Genomic DNA, 18,812 nt, shown 5'->3' with positions numbered 1-18,812 from the left:
CGTGTAAACCTTGATGTCGCTCTTGCGCTCTCAAGGTTTCTTTCGGTCTTTCTGGTCACGGGAGGTCACATGCGTCGTCGCCGATCCCTGGCCAGCCAACTCCTCGCATGGCAACTCGTAGTCGTCACGCTGCTGCTCGGCGCGGTCGGCGCGCTGACAGTCGTCCAGACGGGCAGCAACTTTCGCTCCAACGAGGAACGGCGGATGCTGGCGGTCGCCGAGACGGTGGCCGCGAACTCGCTGGTCCAGGAGCGGATGGGCAACTGGCGCGAGCTGTCCGCGCCCGCCGAGACGGCCCGCAGCCTGTCCGGTGCCTCCTACGTGCTGATCCTGAACGACAAGCAGCTCGTGATCGCCTCGCCGGACCCCGCGCAGATCGGGTCCACTCTGGACACCAGGGACACCGCGCTCGAGGGCCGGTCGTGGACGGGCACCATCGGCGACTCCATCGAGGCGCACGTGCCGGTGTTCGACCCGGTGAGCCGCCGCGTCAACGGCATGGTGATTGCGGGCGCGGAGGACCCCGGCATCTTCGCGGGTGCGCTGGAACAGCCCGTCGACGTGCTGCGCTACCTGGCGATCGCGCTGGTCATCGGCGTCACCGGGTCGTTGCTCCTGGCGCGCCGGGTGAAGAACCAGACGCTCGGGCTGGAACCGCACGAGATCACCGCGCTGGTCGAGAACCGCGAGGCGTTGCTGCACGGCATCCGCGAGGGCGTCGTCGGTCTCGACGGGCACAACCGGATCACGCTGGTCAACGACCACGCGAGCGACCTGCTGGCGTTGCCGGAGGACGCGGTCGGCCGCTCGGTCGAGGAGCTCGAGCTCAACGACCGGCTGCGCGACGTGCTGACCGGCCGCGCGACCGGCGTCGACCAGCTGGTGCTGCGCCAGGGCGTCGTGCTGACGCTGAACCGCATGCCGATCGACGGCGGTGAGGGCGCGGTCGTGACGATGCGGGACCGCACGGAACTCCTTGCGCTGCAACACGAGCTCGACGCCTCGCAGCACGCGACGGACACGCTGCGGGCGCAGGCGCACGAGTTCGCGAACCGGCTGCACACCATCGCCGGGCTGATCTCGTTGAAGGAGTACGACGAGGTCACCAACTACATTCACCAGATCAGCTCGGCGCAGGACCAGTGGCGGACCGAGGTCGGCGAGTCCATCGGCGACCCCGCCGTGGCCGCGCTGCTGATCGCCAAGGCGTCGCTCGCGGCCGAACGCGGGACGGCGCTGCGGCTGGGCCCGGACAGCGTGCTGGGCAGGGTCGACGAGGCGTTGTCGGCGGACCTGGTGATGGTGCTGGGGAACCTCGTCGACAACGCGTTGGACGCGCTGGGTTCGTTGAACGCGAACGGCGCGGGGAAGTGGATCGAGGTGGGTGTGGTGCAGCTGGACGACGAGGTCCAGGTCGTGGTGCGGGACTCGGGGCCGGGCGTGGCGCCGGAGCTCGCGGAAGAGGTGTTCCGGCACGGGTTCACGACCAAGGCGGCCTCGCACGGCGAACGCGGCATCGGCCTCGCGTTGATCAGGCGGGCGTGCCTGCGCCGCGGCGGTTCGGTGAGCGTGTCCGGGTCGGTCTTCACGGCAAGGCTGCCCTGGTGATCCGGGTGCTGGTCGTCGACGACGACTTCATGGTGGCGAAGGTCCACAGTGGATACGTGACGCGCACCGAGGGCTTCGAGGTGGTCGGCGTCGCCCACAACGGCGCGGACGCGCTGAAGGCGGTCTCGGCGCTGAAGCCCGACCTCGTGCTGCTCGACGTCTACCTGCCGGACGTCAACGGACTCGACGTGCTGAAGTCGTTGCGCGCCAATGAGGACGTGGACGTCATCGTGATCACGGCGGCGACCGACGTCGACACCGTGCGCAGCGCGATGCGCGGCGGGGTGCTGCACTACCTGATCAAGCCGTTCGACTACTCGGCCCTGCGCGACCAGCTCGCGCACTTCGCGTCGCTGCGGGAGAGGTTCCACGGGCTCGACTCGGCCGGGCAGGCGGACGTGGACCAGGTCTTCGGTGCGCGGCCGACCTCGAAGCCGTTGCTGCCCAAGGGGTTGACGCCGGAGACCGCGCGGCTCGTGGAGAACGCGCTGCGGTCGCACCCCGAGGGGTTGTCGGCGTCGGAGTGCGCGTCGTCGACCGGTGTGGCGCGGGTGAGCGCGCGCCGGTACCTGGAGCACTTCGTGACGATGGGACGGGCCGAGGTGCGGTTGCGGTACGGCGGGACCGGGCGGCCCGAACGGATCTACGCGTTGGTGTGACTCAGTCCCAGGAGCCCGAACGGCCGCGCTTCGTCTCGGCGCGGCGCTTCTTGCCGGCGATGCGCCGCTCCTTCGACCCCTTCGTGGGCTTCGTCGCCCTGCGCACCGGAGGCGGCGGCGCGGCCGCTGCCCGCAGGACCGCGGCGAGGCGTTCGCGGGCGGCCGAGCGGTTCTGCAGCTGCGCGCGGTGCTCGGACGCGGCGATCGTGAGCACGCCGTCGACCAGCCGGCCTGCCAGCCGTTCGAGCATGCGGCTCTTCAGGTGCTCGGGGACCGACGGCGAGGCAGCCAGGTCGAACGAGAGCTCCACACGGCTGTCCGCCGTGTTCACCCCCTGCCCGCCCGGCCCACCTGACCTGGAGAAGCGTTCGCGCAACTCGGACGCCGGCAGCACCAGCGTCCTCGTCACGGTCACGTCGTCCATGCCTCCAGGTTAGAAGGTCAGACCCGGAAGTGTCGCGATCTTTATGAGGGCGTCCCGGTCGAGGACCGGTGTCGGCCGAGCGAGCGGCGCCGAGGTGTCGGGCCGGTAGGGGTCGCCGCGGAAGACGCCGAACGGGTCGCTCTGGACGAGCACGTCCGTGTTGTCCGGCCTGGTCGCCGACACCACCCACATGGCGGCGCCGTCGCTCATGCCGCGGTCCGAGTAGCTCAGGACCGTGACGCCGTTGATCTGCTCGAGCCGGCAGTCGGTGGCCTGGATCTGCTCGCAGGTCTGCCTGGAACCGCTCGCACGCGTGAGGACGATCGTGAGTCCGCTCGCGCCCGCTGCGTCCGTCAGCCGCGCCACCGCGTACCGCGTCTGGTCCTTCTCGTAGAAGGTCAGCGCCTTGACCTCGCCGACGTCCTCGGCCGTCACGCCCGCCGGGAGGACGTTCCCGTCGCGCAGGGCGCGGGTCGCCGCGTCGTTGCGGTCGACCACGCCGGCGGAGTCCTGCGACATCGAGGGAGCCGCCGCCTTGTGCGGCGTCGCCAGGTAGCCGCTCACGCCGGCACCCACCAGCAGGACGAAGGCCAGGGAGCCCGCGATGGCGGTGCGGCGCCGGACGAGCTTGGTCCTGCCCTTGCGGATCACCTCGGAGGTGTAGATCCGCGACACCGGCTCGTCCTCCAGCAGGTCGCGCAACGCGGCGAGTCCCTTGGCGGCCTGGCTCTTCACCGTGCCCTCCGTCCTGCCGAGGATGCGGGCGGTCTCGGTGATGCTCAGGTCCTCCCAGTAGCGCAGCACGACGACGGCGCGTTGCCCCGGAGGCAGGGCGTCGAGGGCCTCGCGCAGGTCGAGGTCGGAGGCGGAGTCCGTGACGGCGGACTCGGGCACGGCGTCGACGGTCCGTTCGCGCTGGAAGAAGCCGCGCCGCGTCTCGTCGATCGCGGTCCGCACGAGCACCTTGCGGGCGTAGGCGTCGGCGCTCTCCTTGCGCACGCGCGACCAGGCCACGTACATCTTGATCAACGCGGTCTGGACTATGTCCTCCGCGCGGTGCCAGTCGCCGCACAGCAGATAGGCCGTGCGACGCATGACCAGCGCACGTGCGTCGACGAACTCCCCGAACTCGCGGTCCCTGTCCAAGTGCCCCCTCCTCGGTCGCCGCTTAGTACGCGGCGACCGGGTCAGGAGGTTGCCTCAGAAACGCGGGTGATCGCCAACGAGTGCGGCGCCGCCCTCGTCGGACTTGGTGATCTCGCCGAGCACCCACGCCGGCACGTGGCGGGCGGTGAGCACGGCCAGCGCGCGGTCGACGTCCTCCGGCGCGACGACGGCGACCATGCCGACGCCCATGTTGAACGCCTTCTCCATCTCCTCGCGCTCCACGCGGCCGCGCTGGGCGATGAGCTGGAACACCGGCGCGGGCGTCCAGGTGCCGCGGTCGAGCTTCGCGTGCAGGCCCTCGGGCAGCACGCGGGCCAGGTTCGCGGCCAGGCCACCACCGGTGACGTGGGAGAACCCGCGGACCTCGGTCTCGGCGATCAGCGCCAGGCAGTCCTTGGCGTAGATCTTGGTCGGCTCCAGCATCTCCTCGCCGAGGGTGCGGCCGAACTCCTCGACGTGGCCCTCCAGCGGCATGCGCGCGATCTCCAGCAGCACGTGCCTGGCGAGCGAGTAGCCGTTGGAGTGCAGGCCGGACGAGCCCATCGCGATCACGACGTCGCCGTCGCGGACGCGGTCCGGGCCAAGCAGCTTCGACTGCTCGACCACGCCGACGCCGGTGCCGGAGATGTCGTAGTCGTCGTCGCCCATCAGGCCGGGGTGCTCCGCGGTCTCGCCGCCGAGCAGCGCGCAACCGGCCTGGACGCAGCCCTCGGCGATGCCCTTGACCAGCGACGCGATCCGGTCCGGCACGACCTTGCCGACCGCGATGTAGTCCTGCACGAACAACGGCTCGGCGCCGCACACGACCAGGTCGTCCACGATCATGGCGACCAGGTCGATGCCGACGGTGTCGTGCTTGTCGAGCGCCTGCGCGATGGCGATCTTGGTGCCGACGCCGTCCGTGGACGAGGCGAGGACCGGCTCCTTCCAGCGGTCGAGCTTGAGCTGGAACAGGCCCGCGAAGCCACCGATGCCGCCCAGCACCTCGGGCCGGTGCGCCTTGGCCGCCCACGGCTTGAGCTTCTCCACCGCCTCGTCACCTGCGGCGATACTGACTCCGGCGGCGGCGTAGGTGGCCTTGGCGCTGTCGGTCACGTCAACTTCTTCCACTTGGATATCGGGTGCTCAGGGGCGACGCAAAGCGTCTTCGGCACCATAGCCGTTGGGCAGGACCGGAGCGGCCGAGCCCGACACGCCCTTGAGGCCCTCGAGCAGGTGCTTGCCGATGAGCGCGTCCTGCGGCAGTTCGATCGGGTAGTCGCCGTCGAAGCACGCCGAGCACAGCCGCGACTTGGGCTGTTCGGTGGCCGCGACGAGCTGCTCCAGCGACACGTACCCCAGCGAGTCGGCGCCGACCGAGCGGCGGATGCCGTCGTCGTCCAGGCCGTTCGCGATGAGCTCGGCCCGCGAGGCGAAGTCGATGCCGTAGAAGCACGGCCACTTCACGGGCGGCGACGCGATCCGCACGTGCACCTCGAGCGCACCGGCCTCGCGCAGCATGCGCACGAGCGCGCGCTGGGTGTTGCCGCGCACGATCGAGTCGTCCACGACGACCAGGCGCTTGCCGCGGATGACGTCGCGCAGGGGGTTCAGCTTCAGCCGGATGCCGAGCTGGCGGATGGTCTGCGACGGCTGGATGAACGTCCGGCCGACGTAGGCGTTCTTGACCAGGCCCGACCCGTACGGGATGCCGCTGGCCTGGGCGTACCCGATGGCGGCGGGCGTGCCGGACTCCGGCACCGGGATCACCAGGTCGGCCTCGACCGGGTGCTCCTTGGCGAGCCTGCGGCCGATCTCGACGCGGGTGGCGTGCACGCCGCGGCCGGCGATCGTCGTGTCGGGACGCGCCAGGTAGACGTACTCGAAGATGCAGCCCTTGGGCTCGGGGGTGGCGAACCGGGTGGACCGCAGGCCGTCCTCGTCGATCGCGATGAGCTCACCGGGCTCGACCTCGCGCACGAAGCTCGCGCCGACGATGTCCAGCGCCGCCGTCTCGCTCGCGACGACCCAGCCGCGTTCCAACCGGCCGAGCACCAGCGGGCGGACGCCGTGCGGGTCGCGCGCCGCGTACAGCGTCGACTCGTCGGAGAACGTCAGGCAGTACGCGCCCTTGACCGTGGGCAGGAGCTCCAGCGCGGCCTGCTCGATGCCCTTGTCCGCCGCCGCGTGGGCGAGCAGCGCGGTGAGGATGTCGGAGTCGGTCGTCGCGCCGTTGCGGCTGCTGATGCCGAGGCCCTCGGCCTTCTCCAGCAGTTCGGCGGTGTTCACCAGGTTGCCGTTGTGGCCGAGGCTCAGCGCACTTCCGGTGGCCGTCGTGCGGAACGTGGGTTGCGCGTTCTCCCAGGTCGTGGACCCGGTGGTGGAGTAGCGGCAGTGACCGACGGCCACGTAGCCCTTGAGCGACTGCAGGACCTGCTCGTCGAACACCTGGCTCACGAGACCGAGGTCCTTGAAGACGACGACCTGCGTCCCGTCTCCGACCGAGATGCCGGCCGCCTCCTGCCCGCGGTGCTGCAGGGCGTAGAGGCCGTAGTAGGTCATCTTCGAGACGTCTTCACCGGGAGCCCAGACGCCGAAGACGCCGCACTCCTCACGGGGTTCCTGTTCGGACTGGGAATGGTCGTCGACCACCGAATTGGCTCCCTCAGGCATGGGGCTGGCTGCAACCCGAGTGTAAGTGGCGCAGCACGTGGTAGACCCCCCTCAGACCCCTGGTGAGGTGATGAAACTCATGCCTTCGGCCCACTTCAGGGCCTCCCGCACCCGCTGAGCGTCCACGTCACGCCTTTTTGCAGTCCGTGGTCTGGGTGCGGGTGGAGATGTGCTTCTCGTTGACGCGTTCCTGGACGACGTGGCAGACCACCTCGTCACCGACGGCGACAGGCTCCACGAAGTCCTTGGCGGCGACACGGCCCGAGTACCAGTCGCTGATCATGTCGGCGGGCTGCTTCCCGGCCAGCACGAGGTCGTACCCCTCGGAGTCCGCCTTGGTGACCTTGAACCTGACGTCGCCCTCGAACCTCTGGTCACCGCAGGCGGTCAGCGCGAGGCAGCCCAGCAAGACGATCGCGAGTGCGCGCATCAGTGCCCCCGTCCGACCTGGAGGACGTCCAGCACGCGCCGGTCGCCGCTCATCTCCTTGAGGTTCATGCGGTTCCAGAGCCAGAAGTAGACGAGTTCGGCCTCACCGGTCACCTGCGCGTCACCCTCCTCACCGGGGGCGGCGGCACGGACCTCCGGCGCCTCGCCCTCCGTCAGGGAGATCAGCCACGACTCCGGCACGTCCGTCGGCCGCACCGTCGCGGTGCCGGACACCGGGTTCGGCACGTCGCCGTCGAGTTGGGCCGCGACGATCGTCGTCAGCACCTCGTCGATGCCGTCGGCGCACAGGTCGGCGTCGGTGGCGACGACCCCGCGGACGACCGTCTGCGCGTCGAACCGGCGCAGCACGGTCTCGTGGGCGATCCGGCGGTGCCACACCCACGCGAGGTCGGGCGCCGCGGGCGAGAACGTCCAGACGGGCCTGTTCCCCGGCACGGCGGTGAGGATCTCCGCGGCGGCGGTGATCTGCAGGTCGAGGTACTCGAGCGGCGACAGGCCGGCCTGGGGAGGCGGCGGCCGCAGCGCCGTGCGGCTGCCGGTGCGCAGGTACGGGGTGGAGGTCTCCAGGAAGCGCCCCAGGTGGATGACCAGGTCCTGGACGGTCCAGCCGGGACGCGTCGGCACCTGCGCCGCGGGATCGGCCTCCACGACGGCCTTGCGGAACATCTCCGCCTGTTCGATGAACACAGCGGTCCACCGCTGAGCCGTCCACCCTGTCTGCACCATGAACCACATCGTGCCCGAAACGTTCATCGCGCGAGTGGGGAACCGGTGATGATGTAGCTGCGTCGCAGTGATCGAGGACCAACACGGGGGTGGCGATGTTCGGCGTTGAGCCAGACCTGCTGCGCACCGCGTCCAAGGAGTTCGGCAACGGCTCCGACGCGGTGCGCGAGGCGGCCGAGATGATCTCGATGCTCCGGCTCGACGCGGGCGCGCTCGGCGAGGTCGACGCCGCCGCGGAGTTCGCGGACGCGCTGGCGAGGTTCGTCGGCACGCACTCCCAGGACCTGCAGCGCGGCTCCGCGTGGATGACCGATGCCGCGGAGGGTCTCGTGTCGAACGCCGAGGCCTACCAGCGCACCGACGACGAGCACGCGTCCGCGTTGAAGAAGCTTCTGAGCGGTTTTGGGGGCGGCAAGTGAGCTTCACGGATCCCGAGAGCCTGTACGGCAGGCTCGCGTCCGGTGACGTCGGCCGCATCGCTGCCGCCGCCGACCCGATCACCGGTGCGATCAGCGCGGTCGGCCGCGCGGGCGAGTCCGTCGCCAACGGCGGGAAGACCGCCGTCAGCAGCTGGACCGGTGACGCCGCCACGAAGTTCACCGCCAGGGCCCAGCTGTCCGCGAACGCCGCCAAGGCCGCCGCCGAACGACTCGGCGCGGGCGTCGACATCGTCCAGGCCGCCTCGCGCGCCTACGGCCAGATGAGGGGCGCGGCGGACCAGGCGATCAGCGTGTGGCGCGGCCGTCCGCCGGGCCTGGACGCCGAGCAGACCCGTCAGCTCGCGAACCAGGTCAACAACGCGCTGAACAACGTGAAGTCGGGTTACGACAACGTTCTGCGCTCCTACGCGAGTGCGTTGACGAAGATCCCGCCGGGCTTCGAGGAGGCCGCGCGGTCGGACAGCGGCTGGAGCCGCGCCGCCCAGGCCGGCGCTCCTGGTGGTGCGCTGCCGCCGGTGCCGCCGCCGGGATCCGACCCCAAGGCCGTCGCCGACTGGTGGAAGTCGCTCAGCAAGGACCAGCAGGAAGCGCTCAAGAACACCAGGTACCAGGAGCTCGGCCAGCTCCGCGGGCTTCCGGCCGAAGTGCTCGACTACGCGAACCGCAGGCGGATCCCCGAGGACGCGGCGCGGTTCAACGCGGAGAAGGACCGGCTCCAGCAGCAGCTCGCCGACCGCGCCCGCGAGCTCGGCGTCGACCCGAACTCGTCCGAGGGCCAGCGCGCTCTGCGCAACGACGCCCAGGGCTCGCAGCTGATGGCGCAGTACGACGAAGCGGCTCGCCGGGCGAAGAACGCGGACGACGCGGTCGGCGCGTTGGACAAGGCCGGGCAGCTCAGCGAGGAGACCGGCAAGCGGGCCTACGTGCTCGCCTGGAGCCCGGACGGTGCCGGTGCCAAGGAAGGCGCGATCGCCGTCGCGTTCGGCAACCCGGACACGGCGAAGAACCTCGCGGTGTGCGTGCCCGGCACCACGTCGACGCTCAGCAGCTTCGGCCTCGACCAGGCCTCCAACCTCAGCGCGAAGATGGGTCAGGACGGCGCCGCGATCCAGTGGCTCGGCTACGACGCCCCGGAGTTCCTCCCCGGCCAGGTGAACGACCCCGCGCAGGCCCGCGAGGGAGGCGCGATCCTCGCGAAGGACGTCGAGGGCTACCGCGTCACCAACCCCGGTGCCCACGTCACGGTGGTCGGCCACAGCTACGGCAGCACGGTCGTCGGCTACTCCGCGATGGACAACGGCCTGAAGGCGGACGACATCGTCTTCGTGGGTTCGCCGGGCGTCGGCGCGTCCCACGTCGACCAGCTCTCCGCCGGTGCCGGGCACGTCTACGTCGGTGGCACCGAGCACGACCCGGTCATCCAGGCCACGAGCGGCGACTGGTTCACCAAGGACGGGTCGTCGACCGGTCCGTACGACTCCTCGTTCGGCGCCAAGACCTTCGGCACGTCCGGCGAGTCGTGGATCGGGCACGCCCACTCGTCCTACTACGACCAGGGCACCGAGTCCCTCGACAACATCGCCAAGATCGCGAACGGCGAGGGCGGCAGCGTCACCGAGCAGCGCTGGCAGGACTCGCCGCAGCCCGTCGAGGTGCCCGGTTCGGACCTGCCGGTGGCGGGCCCGGTCATCGACTGGGGCGTCAACACCGGCAAGGAGGTCGTCGACATGGGCGAGGACCTCTGGCGCGGTGGCGGTCAGGTCGTGGACGACATCTCGAACGGCCGCTGGGGTGACGCGGCCGGGCACGCGGTGGACACCGTCGGCGAGGTGGCGAGCGACGTCGGTGACGTGGTGGTCGACACCGTCGGCAACGCGGTCGAGCTGGGCCGGGACGTCGTCGAGGGCGTCGGTGGCGTGGCGAAGACGATCGGGTCCTGGTTCTAGAACTTCTCTAGAACTTCACGACCGGCAGCAGCGGTGACAGGTCGGCCCGGGTCCCCGACGCGGTGACCCGGGCTCCGTCCAGGGCGGCGTCCCACCCGAGGGCGCCCGTGGCCAGCTCCAGCCACGTGCGGGCGTCGGTCTCGACGACGTTCGGGGGCGTGCCGCGGGTGTGGCGCGGGCCCTCGACGCACTGCACGGCGGCGAACGGCGGCACGCGCACCTCGACGCTGCGGCCGGGCGCGATCTGCTCGAGGGTGCGCAGGCTCAGCCGGACCGCCGCGGCGAGCACGGGACGTTCTGGCTGGTCAGCCTCACCGCGCAACCAGGGGAGCACGGCCTGCACGGCGGCGCGCATCTCGGCGGGGTCGACGGCTTTGGCTGGCACGCCGCCCACATTAGCGAAGGGGCGGCGGCGCTCCGGGGGCTGTTGGTATACCTGGGGCCGTGATCAGGAACTTCGCCGTCGTCGGTCCCGGGCAGGCGACCAGGGAGCGGCTCACGACGGCGCTGGCGGCGGCACCGAACATCTCGGTGTACCGGATCGGGAGGGGAGCGGACCCGTTGCCCGTCTCGGCCACCTTCGACCCGGCCGACGCACCGGGCTGCCGCAGCCTGCTGGACTGGTTCGAGCGCGGCGCGCCGTCGGGTGCCGTGCTGCTGATGGACGACTGGGCCCTGTGCTCCGGTCTCGACGGGGAGCTGGACAGGACCGTCGAGTGGATCGCGGCGTTCGGGCCGGCGCGGGGCGTGCAGGTCGTCGTCACGGCGCGGAAGTGGTCGGACGTGCCGGACCGGCTGCGGCGGCACCTGCACGGCGAGGCCACGGACTTCCTGGCGCTGCACGAGATCGAGCCCGACCTGGGCAACAGGTACCAGCGCCACGACCTCCGTGCGGCCATCGGCGCCGACGCCCGCGGCTGGCCCGTCTACATCGACGTCAACAGCACCCTCGCCGCCTGCCTGGGCAGGCCGGCGGACCGCGAGCAGAAGCTGCTGAGCGCGTTGCTGGGCCTCATGGTCACGCACTCGTCGGCCGACCTGAACTTCGCCCTCTTCGACATGAAGAACGTCGGGTTGTTCGACGGCCTGGAGACGGCGCCGCACGTGGCGTGCGCGCTGTCGGGCGAGGACGACGACGAAGTGCTCCAGCAGTTCCACGACGGTCTGGCCGCCGAGCTCGACCGCCGGCGCCGGCTCAGGCAGGCGGGCGAGCCCTTCCCCGCCCTCATGGTCTGCGTGGACAGCCCCGAGACGCTGGTGGAACGGTGCCCCGCCTACCGCGGCCTGCTGCAGTCGCTCAGCGGGGCGGGCCACGAGCTCGGCGTCCACCTGCTCTACTCCGGCGACGGGCTCGCGGCTCCGCTGCCGGCGCAGATTCCCGCCTGGCCCGCCGCGGTGCCGCCGTACGACCTGGAGGAGTGGGCGGAGGTCCTGCCGCCGGCGCTCGCCGGTACCTGCCCGCCCGCGCACGTGCTGGCCCAGCCGCCGGCCGGGGCGTTCCAGGCCACGCAGAAGCTCACGCTGCCGCCGCGTCCGTCCACTTCGGACGGGGTGGGGGAGGTGGTGCAGCCAGTGGAGTTGGTGCCGCCGGTGGACGCGGTACGGCCAGGGGACGCGGTACGGCCGTTGGACGCGATGCGGCCAGCAGAAGCGATGCGGCCGGTGGACGCGGTGCGGCCGATGGACGTACCGCCACCTCCGTCCCCTGCGGGCCTGTCGCTCGCCATGCTCCCGCCGGGAGCCATCGGCCTGGTCGACCTGCCTTCCGAACAGCGCCGCGACGTCCTGGTCCCCACCTTCACCCGGGAACGACGCCACGGCGCCATCGTCGGCAAGCCGGGCACCGGCAAGAGCACGACCCTGCGCACGCTCGGCGCCGTCCTCGGCGACCCCGAGCGCTACCAGCTCCTCGACGGCCCCGGCGAACCCCTCGACCCGCGACGCCACATCGTCGTCACCGCCCGCTCCTGGGACCAGGTGCCGCCGTTCATCAGGAATAGCCTGGCGTTCGCCGTCGAGTTCCGCCTCGACGACCCGGCCACGTCACTGGTCGACGCCCGGCAGGCCGCCCGCGTGCCGGACCGGCCGGGGTTCGGCCTCTCCCTGCCCGGCCGTCTCCACGCCCAGATCGCGCTCCCGTGAACCACCTCGGTCTGGTGGGGCCGCCGGACCTCGTCGCACGCCGGATCGCCGTGGTGCCAGGGCTCTACCGCATCGGCCGGGGTGAGGTGCCGGGGGTCGCGGTGAGCTTCGAGCCCGGTGACGAGCGGCGGCGGCAGAACCTGCTGGCCTGGTTCGAACGGGGTGCGGAACCCGGCGCGACGCTGCTGGTCGACGACTGGAAGTACTGCTGTGACCACGATCCCGGGCTCGCCGACACCGTGCGGTGGATCGCGGCGGCCTCGTGGAACGTGCGGGTGATCGTCACGGCTCGGGCGCTCGACGAGCTGCCGGAGCGGTTGCCGTTGCGGGTCGAGGTGCTGGACTTCCTGTCGTTGCACGGGATGGCGCGGTTCACCAAGGCGCTCGCGTGGAAGGGGCGGTGGTGGAAGGTTCCGGTCGGTGTCGATGAGAGCGGTGCGCCGGTCGTCGTGGAGTTGACGCACTTCGCTGACGGCAAGTGGCGCACCGGGTCGCACCTGGCCGTCCCGTCGCGGGAGGCCTTCCGGAGTCTGGTGCTCGGGCTGATGACGACGCACTCGCCCAAGTTGTTCCAGGCGTGGTTCATCGATGCGCACGACTCCGACGTGTTCGACGGGCTCGACCAGGCTCCGCACGTCGTGGCACGTCATCGGCACGCGGCGCGGGATCCGCAGAAGATCGCCGACCTGCTCGTCGAGGAGTCCGAGCGCCGGCTCGAGGTCGTGGGCAACACGTGGACCGTCTTCGACCACCGGGGTTTCGACCAGGTGATGCCGCAGCTCCTGGTGTGCGTGAGCGGGTTCGGGGACATCGGCGCGGAGGTGTTCGAGGCCGTCGCGCAGGACGTCGGCAAGTCCGGTGTGCAGCTCCTGCTCGACGGGCCGGGCGGACTGGCCGACGTGGTGGTCGGCGACTGCCTGGTGCCCGCGAACCTCGACGAGGCCGCACGGGACCTGCCGGCGTTGATGCACCAGGACGAACGCGCGCCCGGCTTCTTCGCGCTGCACGAGATGCCGAACCGGCACGCGTGGCGGTCGCGACCGGTCAAGCTGCAGTACCGGGTGCCGGTCGGCGTGGACGAGCACGGGCAGCCGGTGGAGATCGACCTCAAGTCGAAGCACCTGCAGGACGGCATGGGGCCGCACGGCGAGGTGATCGCGCCCGCTGACAAACGGGCGGAAGCTGTTCGGGCGCTGACGCTCGGGCTGATGGCACGGCATTCACCGGACGAACTCCAGGTCGTCCTCGTCGACTTTCACGGCAGCGGTGTGTTCGCGGGGATCGACGGCGCACCGCACATCCGGCACGGCATCGTGGACCTGCTGGAGGACCACGAGCAACGCACCAGAACGTTGGCGCACAACAACTTCCGCAACATCTGGGACTACCGGGCCGCCGGGCTCGTCCTGCCCGAGCTGCTGGTCTGCGTCGACGGCGTGCAGGCGTTGCTCGAGGAGCGCCCGGAGTTCGCCGAGGTCCTGCGGACGCTGGCCACGGCGGGGCGCACCTACGGCCAGCACCTGCTGTTGTGCGACACGGCTCCGGGCGAGCACGGCTCGTACCGGCTGGAGTTCACCGAGCAGGGCTGGGTGCGGCGGATCGGCAGGTCGGTGGAGAGGGTCGTGCTCCCCACCGACCTGAACGACGTCGTGTGGTCGTTGCCGATCAGGATGACCGAGTCATGAGCGGCGCAGCTTCCGCTGTGCGTCGTAGAGGTTGCGCGGAACCACGGACGTCGTGCCGTAGAGCTCCAGCCGGGAGTTCAGGTCGCCGGTGAAGTCCGGCTTGTCGACCTGACCGAAGTCGCGGACCTCGGAGATCGCCACGGTGGCGCTGCACGGCGCGACTTGGTCGATGCGGACGTTGCCGGCCCGCTGGTTGGTGACGGTGACGTTCCAGTGCGTGAAGCGGGCGCCGTAGAGCGGGCCCGCGTTGGCGCTGCCGCCGTGGGCTCCCACGTTGTTGATGGTGATCTCGGTGCGGACGTTGGCGAACGGCAGGCCGCGGTGGGTGTCGAAGACGTCGTGGTCCATCCGGCCGCGCGTCCAGACGTTGCCGCAGGACAGGCCTTCCACGTTCAGGCCGTGGTTGCCGGCGCCCGCCTGCGAGGGTTCGGACGGGGCCTCGATCACGAAGCCGTCGGTCAGGTTGTCGTGGGACTGCTCGCGCACGGCGTACGCGTGGTGGTGACCTCGGCCGGAGACGCGGGTGTTCAGCAGCGAGATCCCCTTGGAGGACACCAGGAGGAACCCGTTGTCGACGTCCTGCACGTGCACGTCGTCGGCCCAGCAGTCCCACGCGCACTGGAACGCGAGGCCGTTGTACCCCTTGTCCTGCAGGTGCTTCGGGGTCGGCACCTTGAACATCTCGATCTTGATGCCCTCGACGCCGGCACCGGTGATCACGGGCGCCATCGTGGTGAGGCGCGCCTTCCACTCCGGGCGGATCTCCAGCGGCAACGGCTGCGCGAGCTTGACCCTGTTGCCGCGCACCCACTCCACGCGCACCGGCCACAGGAACGGGAAGTACGACAGGAGCTTGTCCTTGTCGTCCCAGCGGTAGCTCGCAGTGCCGGGGACGTCGCCGCACATGTGCTTGGGCAGCGAGTACTCCGAGTCGTCCAGCCGCAGCAGCACGCGCTGACCCGCCCGCAGCGACCGTCCGTTCTCGACGGTCACGACGAACGACCCCCTTGCGGCGGAACCGGTCACGGCCGTCAGCGTCGAGCCCTGCTCCAGCTCGTTGCCCGTCCAGCCCTCGAACGGCCACCTGCGCGCCTTGATCGCGTCGACCAGCGGCTGGTAGCGGTCGCGGTGGCAGACCCACACGAGGCCGCCCGACCAGCTCCAGGCCGAGTTCTCCGAGCCGTACCGGCTGCGGTTGATGCCGACGATCTCCTCGAGCGACCTGGTCGCGTAGAACGTCGTCCGGCCGCTGCCCGCACCGCGCAGCACGACGTTGTCGTAGCCGATGCGGACGACGTCGTCGATGCGGTAGCGGCCCGGTGGCACGTGGACGGTGCCGCCACCGAGCCTGCCGACGAACTCGATCGCCTTGTTGATCGCGGCGGAGGCGTCCGCCGACCCGTCGGGCCGGGCGCCGAAGAACAGCACGTTCGCGAGGACCGGCCGGCGGGCGGGCTTCTCACCGGTGCGGTAGCCGGCGTAGGCGACGTTCGGGATCTGCGGGTGGTCGTACGGGTCGGCAACGAACTCTTGCCACAGCGAAGCTGAGGACTGCGCGGAGGCAGTCCCCGTCATCGTCGACGTCCCGACCAGTGCCGCTCCCGTAGCCAGCAGGAACGACCTTCTGTCGATGCTCATTTCGCCGTCTCCAAGGGGTCTTGGCCACGGCGGCGGTGATCAGATCAAACCAGACGTCAGACGCCCGCGGAACGGCTCGCTTCGGCGATCAGCTCGTCGACCTGGTGCATCATCCGGCGCGCGTCGGTCGGCGTGAACGTGCTCCACGGCGGCTGACCGTTCGAGGCACGCCGTTGTTGCAGGTAGCGGCCCTCTTCGGTGTCGAAGAACGCGACCACGCGCTCGGGGCGCCAGCGCTTGCCGTACTTGTCGCGGGCGGCCGCGCCGAAGTTCCCGGTGTGCACGAGGCCGGTGAACATCTTCACGAGCGCCTTCGCGTCGTCCTCGCGCAGCCCGATGCCGCGGAACGCGGCCTCCATCGACTTCGGCGAGCCGTCGGTCTTCGCGATCGCCTTCTCGATGTCCTCGCTCGGCAGCGTCACGGACATGCCCGTGCCGGCGGGGTGCGCGGGGAGGACGGACAGCACCGCCGAGGCGAGCCCGGAGCCCGCCCACGGCTGGAACGTCAGCTGGTCGTCCCGCAACGTCGCGAGCGCGCCCCAGTCACCGTTCGCCACGGCGAGGACGCGCAGGCTGTGGCCGAGCCAGAGGCGGCCGTCCGCCTCCCGCTCGGGCTTGACGAACATGCGCAGGAGCCCCTCCAGCTGGGACGACAGGCCGCGCGAGTTGCCCAGGCGCCGGTGGTCCAACTGCTGGTAGACGCGGTTCTCGAGCTGGATGCGCTCGTCGCGCGTCTTGCCCGGGGTGGGAACCTTCAGCACGAGCGGCATGGGGCCGACGTCCAACCGTTCCCACACGACGTCGAACTCCTCGGCGGAGAGGGTGATCGGCTCCCTCTCCGCTGCTGCGCCGAACAGGCTCACTCCGACAGGCCGCCGATGACCGGCGGCGCGACCATGCGCTCGTCGCCGAACACGTCGTCGGTCTCGACCAGGTAGTCGGCCGCCTTGTGCTCGATGTCGTCCTCGCCCTCGCCCTTCTGGCCGTGCGCACCCGCGCCGCCCATGCCGGCGCCGGCCGCACCACCCTTGCCCGCGCCCGCACCGACGCCCGCGGCACCGCCGCGCATCGCGTCAGGACCGGAGCCCATGGCGCCGGAGAGGCCGCCGGGCATGCCACCGGGCTTCATGGCGCCCTGCTGGCCGGCGGAGCCGAGCGAGCCGGACATCGGCCCGAACGCCTTGCCGCCACCAGCACCACCTGCGCCACCGGCGCGAACACCACTGCTCGAGCCGCCGGGGCCACCGGGACCGGTCAGACCGGGCCGGGTGAACACCGGACCGCCGGGAGGCGTCGTCGTCGGGTTGTGGGTCTGTCCCGGGTTGGGCAGCGTCGTGGGAGGCGGGGTGTGCGTGGGAGGCGGCGTCGTCGTCGGAGGCTGCGTCCACGAGGTGTGCGTGGTGTCGGTCGGCGGAGGGGTCCAGCCGGTCGAGACCTGCTGCTGCGGGGTCGTCGACACCGGCGTGGCCCACGACGGGGTGGTCGTGCCGGTGCCGGAGGGACCGGCCGAACCGGTCGGGCCGTAGCCGACTCGCGTGCTGCCCGTGCCGGTGTCGGCGGGAGGCGGCGTGTCGATCACGACCTGCGGCGGCGTCGGGAACTCGCCGAGCGTCGAGGAGTTCCAGCGGCTGTCCGACTGGTAGTCCTCCATGACCTTGACGGCCTGGGCGGCGGCGTTGTCCGCGGCGGCTTCCTGGCGCTCGTGGTCGAGCTGCTGGCTCACGACGTGCGCCATGCCGACCGGACCGGTCAGCGCGCCCGCGGCGATGTCGAGGAAGCCGGGCTTCTCGGTCGTGACGGGGACGACCTCGGGCATCTTCTTGCGCGCGTCGGCGATGTACTCGCCCTGCAGGCGCGCGGAGCTCTCCATGGTCGTCGCGCCGGTCTCGGCGAAACCGGCCCACTCGGCCAGCGGCGACAGCGCGCCCTGGGCGGCGTCGGAGGCGTCGGACTCCCAGTCCGCGCCCATCTTCGCCAGACCGGCGTGCAGGTCGTCGTCGATCTGCTTGAGGGTCGCGGCGACCCTCTTCCAGCCCTGCTCGACCGGGATGGAGGCGGCGACGCCGGGACCGGAGTTGATCATCTTGTACAGCTCGGGGTGCCCGTACCCCTGGAAGCGGTGGTCAGTCATCGGTCAGTCCCCCTCTCAGGCCTGGTCACGCAGGTGCTTGCCCCACATCGCGGCGTTGTCGCCCTCGGTGAGGATGTACTGCTGCTCGATCGCCTTGAGCTGGTCGATCACGCCGACGAGCTGCTTGCGGTAGGCGGTCAGCGCCTCCAGCGCCTTGTCGCTCGTCTGCTGGTTGAACTTCTTGGACGTCTCGTCGCTGATCGGGTCTTCCGCCCACGGCCTCGTGGGGAGGTCGGCCACGGCGTCGGCCAGCTTGCCGTCGAACTCGTCCAGCGCCTTCTCGAAGGCGGCTCTTGCCTGTGGAATCGCTGACGGGTCCACCTTCAGCTTGCGCTGACCGAACTGGGGCGGCGACGACGCGCCACCTCCACCATCCGCGAGAAACACGGCACACCCTCCTCAGTACGGCCCCTCAGGAATGGACCGTGTGTGCATTTGGGACGACTTTAGCTCTGATGCATGACGGCGGCGGGTGGTTCCCGGTAAAAGCGGAGTAGTTCTACTCAACCGTCAGGCGGTCGCGAGAGCGGTGCCGACGGCGGCACCGATGCTCTTGCTGAGCTCGCAGGCACCGTCGAGCGGAGCCTCCACCCCGATGAGCGGGCCCATCTTGACCAGCAACAACTGCCCGTCGTTGGCGTCGATGTAGAGGTCGCAGGAGTCCGGCTGCGACCCCTCGGTGATGTTCTTGGCCAGGTAGGCGGGATAACCCGAAGCGGTGGTCTCGGTGAGTTCGGTGGTCTTGCCCACCGTCCTCTTGAGGCGATCCACACCACCGTTGGTGAGCGTGTAGAGGCTGCCGCCGTAGGTGCGGGGCTGCTGGAACAGCAGGCCGCACGACTTGGTGCCCTCGCCGTAGTCCGCGGGGGACTCCCGCTCGGTCGCCGACTGGATCTTGAGCGTCGTCTTCGCGTCCGCCGTGATCAGCCCGCACACGTCCACGGACTTCATGTCGACGGCCTTCGGCCTGTTCACCGGGGCGTTCCCGGCCGAAGAACCGGTCGTGGGCGCGGAGCCCGTCTGGTCCCCCGCGGAGGGCTTGCCGGGCTCTGTCGAAGAACACCCGGTCAGGACCGCTGCCAGCAGGAACGGGACGGCAAGTCGACGCATGACGGCCAAGTTATCGGATCACCGAGCACGGGGT

The 18,812-nt window shown here is 70.7% G+C and carries 18 protein-coding genes; 6 read left to right on the top strand and 12 right to left on the bottom strand.

Features of this window, described 5'->3' with window-relative positions; translation table 11 throughout:
* The first annotated feature begins 69 nt into the window (after nucleotides 1-69).
* Together BMY74_RS21655 and BMY74_RS21650 are read left to right on the top strand one after the other, a co-directional pair.
* On the top strand, nucleotides 70-1,608 hold the full coding sequence (locus BMY74_RS21655; protein WP_089918748.1) for an ATP-binding protein: 1,539 nt from the start codon (nucleotides 70-72) through the stop codon (nucleotides 1,606-1,608).
* Nucleotides 1,605-2,267, top strand: a complete 663-nt coding sequence (locus tag BMY74_RS21650; protein ID WP_089919117.1) for a response regulator — start codon at nucleotides 1,605-1,607, stop codon at nucleotides 2,265-2,267. Before BMY74_RS21655 ends, BMY74_RS21650 begins: the two co-directional genes overlap by 4 nt.
* Before the next feature lies 1 nt (nucleotide 2,268).
* On the opposite strand, the gene arfB is transcribed toward BMY74_RS21650, so the two are convergent.
* From arfB to BMY74_RS21620, 6 genes are all read right to left on the bottom strand, one after another.
* Nucleotides 2,269-2,691, bottom strand: coding sequence for an alternative ribosome rescue aminoacyl-tRNA hydrolase ArfB (arfB, locus tag BMY74_RS21645; protein ID WP_089918746.1), 423 nt, complete (start codon nucleotides 2,689-2,691; stop codon nucleotides 2,269-2,271).
* 9 nt (nucleotides 2,692-2,700) lie between these two features.
* Entirely contained in the window at nucleotides 2,701-3,837 is a 1,137-nt protein-coding gene (locus BMY74_RS45145; protein ID WP_177229857.1) for a SigE family RNA polymerase sigma factor, read from the bottom strand.
* A 54-nt stretch (nucleotides 3,838-3,891) separates the two neighbouring features.
* Nucleotides 3,892-4,953: a phosphoribosylformylglycinamidine cyclo-ligase gene (gene purM, locus BMY74_RS21635; RefSeq protein ID WP_089918743.1), complete on the bottom strand. Its 1,062-nt coding sequence runs from the start codon at nucleotides 4,951-4,953 to the stop codon at nucleotides 3,892-3,894.
* Between the two features lie 30 nt (nucleotides 4,954-4,983).
* The gene (gene purF, locus BMY74_RS21630) at nucleotides 4,984-6,510 is read right to left on the bottom strand and encodes an amidophosphoribosyltransferase (RefSeq protein WP_089918742.1); all 1,527 of its coding nucleotides are present in this window, start codon (nucleotides 6,508-6,510) and stop codon (nucleotides 4,984-4,986) included.
* Nucleotides 6,511-6,637: 127 nt separating this feature from the next.
* Entirely contained in the window at nucleotides 6,638-6,940 is a 303-nt protein-coding gene (locus BMY74_RS21625; RefSeq protein ID WP_089918740.1) for a hypothetical protein, read from the bottom strand.
* Nucleotides 6,940-7,686, bottom strand: coding sequence for a maleylpyruvate isomerase N-terminal domain-containing protein (locus tag BMY74_RS21620; protein ID WP_245786276.1), 747 nt, complete (start codon nucleotides 7,684-7,686; stop codon nucleotides 6,940-6,942). The genes BMY74_RS21625 and BMY74_RS21620 overlap by 1 nt, the downstream gene beginning before the upstream one ends.
* Before the next feature lie 95 nt (nucleotides 7,687-7,781).
* Here BMY74_RS21620 and BMY74_RS21615 point away from each other — a divergent pair, with 95 nt between their 5' ends.
* Nucleotides 7,782-8,105: a type VII secretion target gene (locus BMY74_RS21615; RefSeq protein WP_089919113.1), complete on the top strand. Its 324-nt coding sequence runs from the start codon at nucleotides 7,782-7,784 to the stop codon at nucleotides 8,103-8,105.
* On the top strand, nucleotides 8,102-10,072 hold the full coding sequence (locus tag BMY74_RS21610) for an alpha/beta hydrolase (protein ID WP_089918739.1): 1,971 nt from the start codon (nucleotides 8,102-8,104) through the stop codon (nucleotides 10,070-10,072). Before BMY74_RS21615 ends, BMY74_RS21610 begins: the two co-directional genes overlap by 4 nt.
* Nucleotides 10,073-10,079: 7 nt before the next feature.
* On the opposite strand, the gene BMY74_RS21605 is transcribed toward BMY74_RS21610, so the two are convergent.
* On the bottom strand, nucleotides 10,080-10,427 hold the full coding sequence (locus BMY74_RS21605) for a sterol carrier family protein (protein ID WP_371927798.1): 348 nt from the start codon (nucleotides 10,425-10,427) through the stop codon (nucleotides 10,080-10,082).
* Nucleotides 10,428-10,516: 89 nt separating this feature from the next.
* On the opposite strand from BMY74_RS21605, the gene BMY74_RS21600 reads away from it, so the two are divergent.
* Both BMY74_RS21600 and BMY74_RS21595 read left to right on the top strand, forming a co-directional pair.
* Nucleotides 10,517-12,214, top strand: coding sequence for a type VII secretion protein EccC (locus tag BMY74_RS21600; protein WP_089918737.1), 1,698 nt, complete (start codon nucleotides 10,517-10,519; stop codon nucleotides 12,212-12,214).
* A complete protein-coding gene (locus BMY74_RS21595) occupies nucleotides 12,211-13,899 on the top strand; it encodes a hypothetical protein (protein ID WP_089918735.1) in 1,689 nt (562 codons plus the stop codon). Before BMY74_RS21600 ends, BMY74_RS21595 begins: the two co-directional genes overlap by 4 nt.
* Here BMY74_RS21595 and BMY74_RS21590 read toward each other — a convergent pair.
* From BMY74_RS21590 to BMY74_RS21570, 5 genes are all read right to left on the bottom strand, one after another.
* Nucleotides 13,894-15,537 carry a glycosyl hydrolase family 28-related protein gene (locus BMY74_RS21590; RefSeq protein WP_089918733.1) on the bottom strand — a complete coding sequence of 548 codons (1,644 nt, stop codon included), beginning with the start codon at nucleotides 15,535-15,537 and terminating at the stop codon, nucleotides 13,894-13,896. The two genes, BMY74_RS21595 and BMY74_RS21590, sit on opposite strands and share 6 nt — an antisense overlap.
* Before the next feature lie 56 nt (nucleotides 15,538-15,593).
* Nucleotides 15,594-16,400, bottom strand: coding sequence for an ESX secretion-associated protein EspG (locus BMY74_RS21585; protein ID WP_089918731.1), 807 nt, complete (start codon nucleotides 16,398-16,400; stop codon nucleotides 15,594-15,596).
* On the bottom strand, nucleotides 16,397-17,668 hold the full coding sequence (locus BMY74_RS21580) for a PPE domain-containing protein (protein ID WP_089918729.1): 1,272 nt from the start codon (nucleotides 17,666-17,668) through the stop codon (nucleotides 16,397-16,399). Before BMY74_RS21580 ends, BMY74_RS21585 begins: the two co-directional genes overlap by 4 nt.
* A 15-nt stretch (nucleotides 17,669-17,683) precedes the next feature.
* Nucleotides 17,684-18,055 carry a hypothetical protein gene (locus BMY74_RS21575; protein ID WP_089918727.1) on the bottom strand — a complete coding sequence of 124 codons (372 nt, stop codon included), beginning with the start codon at nucleotides 18,053-18,055 and terminating at the stop codon, nucleotides 17,684-17,686.
* Nucleotides 18,056-18,178: 123 nt separating this feature from the next.
* A complete protein-coding gene (locus tag BMY74_RS21570) occupies nucleotides 18,179-18,778 on the bottom strand; it encodes a DUF3558 domain-containing protein (RefSeq protein WP_089918725.1) in 600 nt (199 codons plus the stop codon).
* Nucleotides 18,779-18,812: the final 34 nt, after the last annotated feature.

The sequence above is a fragment of the Lentzea albida genome, assembly GCF_900111005.1.
Taxonomy (GTDB): Bacteria; Actinomycetota; Actinomycetes; order Mycobacteriales; family Pseudonocardiaceae; genus Lentzea; species Lentzea albida.
Note: the sequence above shows the minus strand (reverse complement) of the source record. Positions and strands in the feature narration are given on the sequence as shown.

Bases quoted from the DNA above. Each gene is read 5' to 3' on its own strand.
- BMY74_RS21625 (WP_089918740.1), bottom strand. From the start codon at position 6,940: ATGCGCGCACTCGCGATCGTCTTGCTGGGCTGCCTCGCGCTGACCGCC.
- arfB (WP_089918746.1), bottom strand. From the start codon at position 2,691: ATGGACGACGTGACCGTGACGAGGACGCTGGTGCTGCCGGCGTCCGAG.
- BMY74_RS21655 (WP_089918748.1), top strand. From the start codon at position 70: ATGCGTCGTCGCCGATCCCTGGCCAGCCAACTCCTCGCATGGCAACTC.
- BMY74_RS21615 (WP_089919113.1), top strand. From the start codon at position 7,782: ATGTTCGGCGTTGAGCCAGACCTGCTGCGCACCGCGTCCAAGGAGTTC.
- BMY74_RS21605 (WP_371927798.1), bottom strand. From the start codon at position 10,427: ATGCGCGCCGCCGTGCAGGCCGTGCTCCCCTGGTTGCGCGGTGAGGCT.
- BMY74_RS21620 (WP_245786276.1), bottom strand. From the start codon at position 7,686: ATGGTGCAGACAGGGTGGACGGCTCAGCGGTGGACCGCTGTGTTCATC.
- BMY74_RS21580 (WP_089918729.1), bottom strand. From the start codon at position 17,668: ATGACTGACCACCGCTTCCAGGGGTACGGGCACCCCGAGCTGTACAAG.
- BMY74_RS21570 (WP_089918725.1), bottom strand. From the start codon at position 18,778: ATGCGTCGACTTGCCGTCCCGTTCCTGCTGGCAGCGGTCCTGACCGGG.
- purF (WP_089918742.1), bottom strand. From the start codon at position 6,510: ATGCCTGAGGGAGCCAATTCGGTGGTCGACGACCATTCCCAGTCCGAA.
- BMY74_RS21590 (WP_089918733.1), bottom strand. From the start codon at position 15,537: ATGAGCATCGACAGAAGGTCGTTCCTGCTGGCTACGGGAGCGGCACTG.